Below are 7,608 nucleotides of genomic sequence, written 5' to 3' on the forward strand. Positions count from 1 at the left end.
GTTGTCAGTGGGCCGGTCCATGATGGCGGTATGCGCGCTGCCCGCCTGATCAAGATGGTGCTCCTGCTCCAGAACCAGCCGTCGATGACGGCGGCCGAGCTGGCGCGGGAGCTCGAGGTGTCCGAGCGCACGGTCACGCGGGACGCGCAGGCCCTGTCGGAAGCGGGCGTCCCGGTGTACGCGGACCGCGGCAGGACCGGCGGCTACCGCCTGGTCGGCGGTTACCGTACGCGGCTGACGGGCCTGGCGCGCGGGGAGGCGGAGGCGCTGTTCCTGTCCGGGGTGCCGGGGGCGCTGCGCGAGATGGGCCTGGAGGACGCGGCGTCGGCGGCGCGGCTCAAGGTGTCGGCGGCGCTGCTGCCCTCGCTGCGGGACGCCTCCCGTTCGGCCGCGCAGCGCTTCCACCTGGACGCGCCGGCCTGGTTCAAGGAGCCGCGCACGCCCGAACTGCTGCCGGCGCTGGCCCAGGCCGTGTGGGACGACCGGGTGGTGCGCGTGGGCTACCGGCGCGGCTCGGGGGACGGCTCCGGGGGCGCGCGGGCCGTCGTGGAGCGGGAGTTGGAGCCGTACGGGCTCGTCCTCAAGGCGGGCGTGTGGTACCTCGCGGCGCGGGTGCGCGAGGGCGGCTTCCGCGTGTACCGCATCGACCGCTTCGACTCCGTGGAGGAGGCGGAGGGCGGGGCGCGCTTCGAGCGGGACGGGGAGTTCGACCTGCCGGCGTTCTGGGAGGAACGGGCGGAGCAGTTCGCGCGGGCGCTGCTGCGCGCGGAGGTCGTCGTGCGGTTGACGGCCGCGGGGGTACGGCAGGTGCCGTACGTGGTCGGGGAGGGGTCCGCGGGGGCCGTGCGGGAGGCGCTGGACGCGGCGGGGGCGCCGGAGGCGGACGGCAGGGTGCGGGTGACGCTGCCGGTGGAGTCGCTGGACGTCGCGTACACGCAGCTCATGGGGCTCGGGCCGGAGGCGGAGGTGGTCGCGCCCGCCGAGCTGAGGGAGCGGTTCGCGCGGGCGGCGGAGCGGATGCGGGGGTGGTACGGGTGAGGGGGCGGCGGCGCGGGATCGGCGCCCACGGCATGTGCGTGCGTGACGAAATGGCGCGGGTCGCGCGCTCGGCGTGCGGGGGCGGGGCGCAGGGCCGATGCTGGTGCCGTGATGGACGAGACGGAGTTCTGGGAGATCGTGGACAGCACGCGGGAGGCTGCCGGGGGCGACCCCGACGAGCACGCCGAGCTGCTGGTGGAACGGCTGCTCCAGCTCGATCCTGACTCCGTGCTCGACTTCGCGCGGCACTTCGAGGCGCGGTACAACCGGGCGAACCGGTGGGAGCTGTGGGGGGCCGCGTATGTGCTGCTCGGGGATGCCAGTGAGGAGGCGTTCGACTGCTTCCGGTGCTGGCTCATCGGGCAGGGGCGGGAGGTGTTCGAGGGGGCGCTCGCCGAGCCGGATTCCTTGGCGGAGGCGGTGGGGGATTCGTTCGACCCCGAGGTGGACGGGGACGGGGAGGAGTTGGGGTTCGCGGCGGATGAGGCGTATGAGGAGTTGACGGGGGTCGGGATGCCGGATCTTGGGGTGGGGGCGGGGGTGGGGGAGCCGTTGGGGGTGCCGGTGGATTTCGGGGACTCGGCGCGTTTGGTTCGGCTGTATCCGCGGCTTACGTCCTTGTCGGACTGACGGCGCGTTTCATTAGGGCGGGATTCAAGGTGCCCGGCGCTTTCCAGTCACCGTTTTGCGCAGTTCCCCGCGCCCCTGGGGTGTCGTTTCGGCTGCGGGCCGGTGGGGCTTCTCGCGCAGTTCCCCGCGCCCCTGAAGCATGCACTTCGTGCAGCTTCCCCAGGGGGAGGTGGCGACGTAGTCGCCCCGACAGGGGCGCGGGGAACTGCGCGACCAGCCCCCACCGGCCGGTGGATGATCGACTGCCCAGGGGCGCGGGGAACTGCGCAAGACGGTTACTGCAAGAGGGGTCCGCTGGGGGTCAGGCCGCTGACAAGGCTTCGGGGAACGTGGGGTGGGTGAAAGGGAAGTTGGCTTCCAGGAGGCGTGCCGGTACCGCCCGCGTGGAGCCGAGCACCTCCGAGGACAGCTCCCCGAGCACCCCCCGCAACACAACCCCGGGCACCGAGAACACCGCCGGCCGCCGCAGAAACCGCCCCATCTCCACGGTCACCTCCCGATTGGTCACAGGAGACGGCGCCGTCAGATTCACCGCCCCGGCGATCTCCTCCGCGTCGAGCAGAAACCGCAGCGCGGCGACATGGTCGTACAGGGAGATGAAGGGCCAGTACTGCCGCCCGGAGCCGAGCCGCCCGCCGAGCCCCGCCTTGAACAGCGGAAACAGCTTGGCCCAGGCCCCGCCCTGGCGAGAGACGACGAGCCCGGTGCGGGCGAGGACCGTGCGGACGCCGGCCTGGTGCGCGGGCGCGGCGGCCGCCTCCCACTCGACGCACACGGACGGCAGGAACCCCTCCCCGGCGGGTGCGGACTCGTCGACGGCCCGGTCACCGGTGTCGCCGTAGTAGCCGACGGCGCTGCCGTTGAGGAAGACGCGGGGCGGGCTGTCGAGCGCGGCGATCGCTTCCGCGAGGGTCGTCGTGCCGAGGACGCGGCTGTCCCGGATCTGCCGTTTGTACGCGTCGGACCAGCGATGATCGCCGATCCCCGCGCCGGCGAGGTTGACGACGGCCTCGACGCCGGCGAGCCCGGCGAGGTCGACGTCCCCGCCGGTGGGGTCCCAGCGGACCTCGCCTGGCTCGCGCGGCGCTCTGCGCACCAGGCGCAGCACGTCGTGTCCGTCGGCGGTCAGGGAGCGGACGAGGGCCGTGCCGATGAGCCCGGAGGGACCGGCCACCGCGAAACGTGTCATGCCCCCATCCTGCCGGTCGTACAGTGAGCCGCATGTCAGACGCGCAGCCGCACATACGTATCGCGGTGCAGGGGGATGGCGACACGCTCGGCAGGATCGACCGGGAGACCTGGTCGTATCTGCACGCGGTGAAGCCCCAGGACCTGCCCCCGTACCCGCCGTTCTTCTCCGAGCGCTTCGGCCCCGGGGACCATCTCGTCGCCGAGTGGGAGGGCCGCGTCGTCGGCTACATCCGGCTCGGCCCGCCGACCCCGCTGCCGTCGAACGCGCATGTGTGCAGCGTGCAGGGGCTCGCGGTGGCCGACGAGGCGCGCGGCAGGGGCGTGGGCCGGGCGCTCGTGCGGGCGGCCGTCGCGCAGGCGCGCCGGCGGGGCGCGCGCCGCCTCACGCTGCGCGTCCTCGGCCACAACAAGCCGGCGCGGGCGCTGTACGAGGCGGAGGGCTTCGCCGTCGAGGGGGTGCTGCCCGGCGAGTTCCTGCTGGACGGCGCGTACGTGGACGACGTGCTGATGGGCCGGGCCCTGTGACGCGGTAGTCGCGCGCACCGCGTGCGGCGCCGCCGTACTCGTAGCAGGGTGAAGGGGAGATCGTCCGCCACCGACGAAGGGACCCCCGCCGGCATGACCTGGCCCGTGGCGCGTCGCCGTGACGGGGTGGAGCGCGCCTGGCTGCGCGGGGCTCCCCCGCCGCGCTGGGTGCGCTGGCTGCCGGTGGCGCTGTTCACGGGCCTGTGCGTGTTGCAGGCGGTGACCAGCGACCGGCTCGACCTGGGGTTCCTGCTGGCCGCGATCCCGCCGCTGGCGACGCTCTCGTACGGGCCCGCGGGGACCGCGCTCCTGGGCGGTCTCGTGGTCCTGGCGATCGCGCTGCCGTGGACGGGGCTCGCGTCGCCGGGCAGCAGTTCGCTGCTGACGGTGGCGTTCGTCGCGGTGCTGTCCGTGCCGATCGCCTGGGTGCGCAGCCGCCGCGACGAGCAGTTGGTGACGGTGCGTACGGTCGCGGAGGCGGCGCAGTTCGCGGTGCTGCCGCCGCTTCCGGAGCGGGTGGGGCCGGTGCGCTGCGCGGGCCTGTACCGGGCGGCGGCGCGCGGCGCGCTGGTCGGCGGCGACTTCTTCGACGTGCGGCGCGGGCCGCGCGGGGTGGTGGCCGTGGTCGGCGACGTGCAGGGGCACGGGCTGTCGGCGGTGGGCACGGTGGTGGGGCTGCTCGGCGCGTTCCGGGAGGCGGTGCTCGACCGGGAGGATCTGACGGGCGTGCTGGAGCGCCTGGACCGGCGGCTCGTGGTGGACGCGGCGCACGAGGAGCATCCGGAGCTGTTCGCCACGGCGGTGCTGCTGGAGTTCCCCTACGACGAGCCGTGCGTGCGGATCGTCAGTTGCGGGCATCCGCCGCCGCTGCTGCTGCGGGCGGGGGCGGTGACGGAACTGCCGGTGCCGGCGGGGTCGCCGCTCGGGCTCGGGCTCGCCGATCTCGCGCCGCCCGAGCCGGTGACGGTGGCGCTGCGCGCCGGGGACCGGCTGCTGGCGGTGACGGACGGGGTGACGGAGGCGCGGGACGCGTCGGGCGCGTTCTACCCGCTGGCGGCGCGGCTCCCGGGGTTCGCGGACCGTGATCCGGCGGCGCTGACGGACGCCGTGTGGCAGGACGTGCTGCGTTTCGCGGGCACGATACGGGACGATGTGACGCTGCTGGTGTTCGCTCCGGACGCCCCGGATGTGCCTCGCGGCGCACGAAATGTGAACGTAGGGCCATGAGATCTGTAGGACTCCCGCTCCGGGCGGGCCGTCGGCGTGCCTCCGCGACCGCGTCCGTGCTGCTGGTGCCGCTCGCCCTCGGCACGCTCGCCGGCTGCTCCGACGACGACAGCGCCGCCGCTCCCCCGGTCGCCTCCCCGGCCGCGACGGCGAGCGGCGCCCGCTGCGAGACCCGGCCGCCCGCGTCCGCGCCGCCCGGCGCGTCGGCGCCCGAGGCGGCGGGGGCGTACGCGCTGGACGAGGGGCGCGAGGAGCTGCGGCGCGGGAGGTCGTTCCGGGTGAAGACGCCCGACAAGTCGGTGCTGGTCGTCTCCGGTACGGGACAGCTCGCCACCCGCGACTCGGGGCTGACCAAGCGCGGCGGCACGAGTTCGGTGGCGGACTCGCTCGCGTACGGGCTGAACGCGGCGGCGCTCGTGAGGGACAAGGGGCGGCTCGACCTGTCGGGCGGCAAGGTGAAGGCGGGCGGCAAGGGCGCCTCCGGTGTGGCGGTCACCGGCAAGGACGCGACGGCCGCGCTCAGCGCCAACGGCATCAAGGTCAAGGGCGGCGCCGCGCACGGCGTGCTGGCCTCCGGCGGGGCCGAGGTCGATGTCACGTACACGCAGATCGACACGGCGGGCGCGCAGGCCGCGCCGGTCGCCGCGTGGACGCCGGGGACGCGGGTGAACGTGTCGGGCGGCACGATGACGTCGGCGGGCTGCGGCTCGCCGGGCGTGCAGACGGCCGGGGACGCGTCGGTGGCGGGGACGCTGTTCGACGTGGCGAACTCGGAGGCGTTCGCCGTGGAGTCGGGCGGCTCGCTCGCGTTGAAGGACGTACGGGCGACGGCCGCGGAGGGCGGGGTCGTGCTGCGCGGGGACGGGGAGACGGCGTTCTCGATGCGGGGCGGTTCGCTCCAGGCGGCGGACGGTGACGTGTTCTCGGTGCGGCAGTCGATGGCGGACATCCGGCTGTCGGGGCGGGCGGAGGTCACGACCAAGCACGGGGTGCTGCTGCGGGTGCGGGACAAGGGCGTGGTGACGTTCGCCGCGCGGGACGAGAAGCTGCACGGGGACGTGATCGTCTCCGACGGTTCGGCGGCGCTCGAATTGACCGGGTCGACGAAGCTGGACGGCGCGGTGGACGGGGCGTCCCTGAACCTCGGCGCGGGCACGACGTGGTCGGTGGGCGGCGACTCGGCCGTCCGGGGCCTCGACCTCGCCGACGGCGTCCACGTCAAGGACGTCGTCCAGGGCAACGGGCACACGGTGACCTACGACAAGGGCACCAGCCCCGGGCTCGGCGGGCGTACGTACCGGCTTCCGGGCGGGGGCACGCTGAAACCGGCGTGAGCCGCGGCGGGCGCGGCCGTGCCCTGTGACGCGTGCGGCTGCACCCTGTGACGCGTGCGGCTGTGCCCTGTGACGCGTGCGGCTGTGCCCTGTGACACATGTGGACGAAAGGGCGGAACCATCGGTGGGCCCGTGCTCGTTCGTTACCGATATGGACCTCCCGTTTCACGCCCTCGACCTCGCACTCCTCGTGCTGGCCCTGGCGTACGCCGTCACCGGCTACCGCCGCGGGCTCCTCGCGGGCTGCGTCTCGCTGGCCGGGTTCGTGGGCGGCGCGGTCGTCGGCGTGTGGCTGCTGCCGTTCGTGATGGAGGCGGTCACCCGGGGCAGCACGACGGCGACGGTGCTCGCCGTGCTCACGGTGCTGCTGCCGGCGATCCTCGGGCACGGGCTCGCGGGGCGGCTCGCGCAGCGCGTGCGGTTCGGGATGGACCGGGCGCCGGGTCCGCTGCGCGTCGCGGACGGTGTCGGCGGGGCGGCAGCGAGCACGCTGGCGATGCTGGTGGTGGCGTGGGTCGCGGGCAGCGTCCTCGTGGCGTCCTCCTCGACCGCGCTGAACCAGGCGATCCGGGGTTCGACGATCCTCGGCGCGGTGCAGGGCGCGATGCCGTCGTCGACGCCGTCGTGGTTCGCGCGGGCCACCGGGGCGCTCACCGAGGCGGGGTTCCCGCAGGTCTTCGACCCGTTCGCCAACGAGCCGTCCGCGCAGGTCGCCAAGCCGTCCGGGGACAGTGTGACGGCGGCGGCGACGCGGGCCGCGACCCGGGCGACGGTCAAGGTGGAGGGCGCGTCGGGGGTGCAGGGGCGTGAGGGCAGCGGCTTCGTGTACGCGCCGCGGCACGTCATGACCAACGCGCACGTGGTCGCCGGCATCGACGATCCCACGGTGCGGGTGGGCGGGGTCGGGCGGCCGTACACCGCGAAGGTCGTGCTGTTCGACCCGGACAAGGACGTGGCCGTGCTGTACGTGCCGGAGCTCTCGGCGCCGGTGCTGCCGTTCGACACGGGGGCGGCTCGGGGGGACGCGGCGGTCGTCGCGGGGTACCCCCAGGACGGGGGGCTCGATCTGCAGGCGGCGACCGTGGCGGACACGATCCGGGCGGGCGGGCAGAACATCTACGGTTCCGGGAGCGTCACGCGGGAGATCTACTCCGTGCGGTCCACTGTGCGGCCGGGGAACTCGGGCGGGCCCCTGCTCAGTACGTCCGGGCGGGTGTACGGGGTGGTGTTCGCGCGGTCCACCTCGGACTCCGGGACGGGGTATGTGCTGACGGCGCGGGAGGTTGCCGGGGAGGCGCGGCGGGGGGCGGCTGCGACGGTGCCGGTGCCTACGGGGCGGCTGATCTCTGAGTGACCCCGCGTCTGCGACGGGCTGCGCGTCTGAAGGGGCCTGCCCCTACGCCCACATCTGCCGGCCCGCCGCACCCGATCGCGCAGTTCCCCGCGCCCCTTAGGTGTGTGGGTGGCCCCGGCCGGTGGGTTTCCTCGACTTTCGTCGTGGCCGCTCGCGCAGTTCCCCGCGCCCCCAGGTGGGTGGGTGGCTCCGGCCGGTGGGTTTCCTCGACTCGCGTCGTGGCTGGTCGCGCAGTTCCCCGCGCCCCTGAAGCATGCACTGCGTGCAGCTTCCCCAGGGAGGAGGCGGCGACGCAGTCGCCCCTCCAGG

The 7,608-nt window shown here is 74.5% G+C and carries 7 protein-coding genes; 6 read left to right on the forward strand and 1 reads right to left on the reverse strand.

All coding sequences use genetic code 11. The features are described from left to right. Positions 1 to 30: 30 nt before the first annotated feature. Together ACZ7LY_RS12130 and ACZ7LY_RS12135 are read left to right on the forward strand one after the other, a co-directional pair. On the forward strand, positions 31 to 1,038 hold the full coding sequence (locus ACZ7LY_RS12130) for a helix-turn-helix transcriptional regulator (protein WP_471624436.1): 1,008 nt from the start codon (positions 31 to 33) through the stop codon (positions 1,036 to 1,038). Between the two features lie 111 nt (positions 1,039 to 1,149). Further along, positions 1,150 to 1,668, forward strand: coding sequence for a DUF4240 domain-containing protein (locus ACZ7LY_RS12135; protein ID WP_471624459.1), 519 nt, complete (start codon positions 1,150 to 1,152; stop codon positions 1,666 to 1,668). A gap of 301 nt (positions 1,669 to 1,969) precedes the next feature. Here ACZ7LY_RS12135 and ACZ7LY_RS12140 read toward each other — a convergent pair whose 3' ends face one another. Further along, positions 1,970 to 2,857, reverse strand: coding sequence for a TIGR01777 family oxidoreductase (locus tag ACZ7LY_RS12140; protein WP_471624437.1), 888 nt, complete (start codon positions 2,855 to 2,857; stop codon positions 1,970 to 1,972). 32 nt (positions 2,858 to 2,889) lie between these two features. On the opposite strand from ACZ7LY_RS12140, the gene ACZ7LY_RS12145 reads away from it, so the two are divergent. From ACZ7LY_RS12145 to ACZ7LY_RS12160, 4 genes are all read left to right on the forward strand, one after another. Next, the gene (locus ACZ7LY_RS12145; protein ID WP_471624438.1) at positions 2,890 to 3,384 is read left to right on the forward strand and encodes a GNAT family N-acetyltransferase; all 495 of its coding nucleotides are present in this window, start codon (positions 2,890 to 2,892) and stop codon (positions 3,382 to 3,384) included. A 93-nt stretch (positions 3,385 to 3,477) separates the two neighbouring features. Further along, entirely contained in the window at positions 3,478 to 4,611 is a 1,134-nt protein-coding gene (locus ACZ7LY_RS12150; RefSeq protein WP_471624439.1) for a PP2C family protein-serine/threonine phosphatase, read from the forward strand. Then, positions 4,608 to 5,945 (forward strand): hypothetical protein, encoded by a 1,338-nt coding sequence (locus ACZ7LY_RS12155; protein ID WP_471624440.1) that lies wholly within the window; start codon positions 4,608 to 4,610, stop codon positions 5,943 to 5,945. Before ACZ7LY_RS12150 ends, ACZ7LY_RS12155 begins: the two co-directional genes overlap by 4 nt. 151 nt (positions 5,946 to 6,096) lie before the next feature. Then, on the forward strand, positions 6,097 to 7,299 hold the full coding sequence (locus ACZ7LY_RS12160; protein WP_471624441.1) for a MarP family serine protease: 1,203 nt from the start codon (positions 6,097 to 6,099) through the stop codon (positions 7,297 to 7,299). Positions 7,300 to 7,608: the final 309 nt, after the last annotated feature.

Source organism: Streptomyces sp. NPDC107550 (assembly GCF_055639095.1).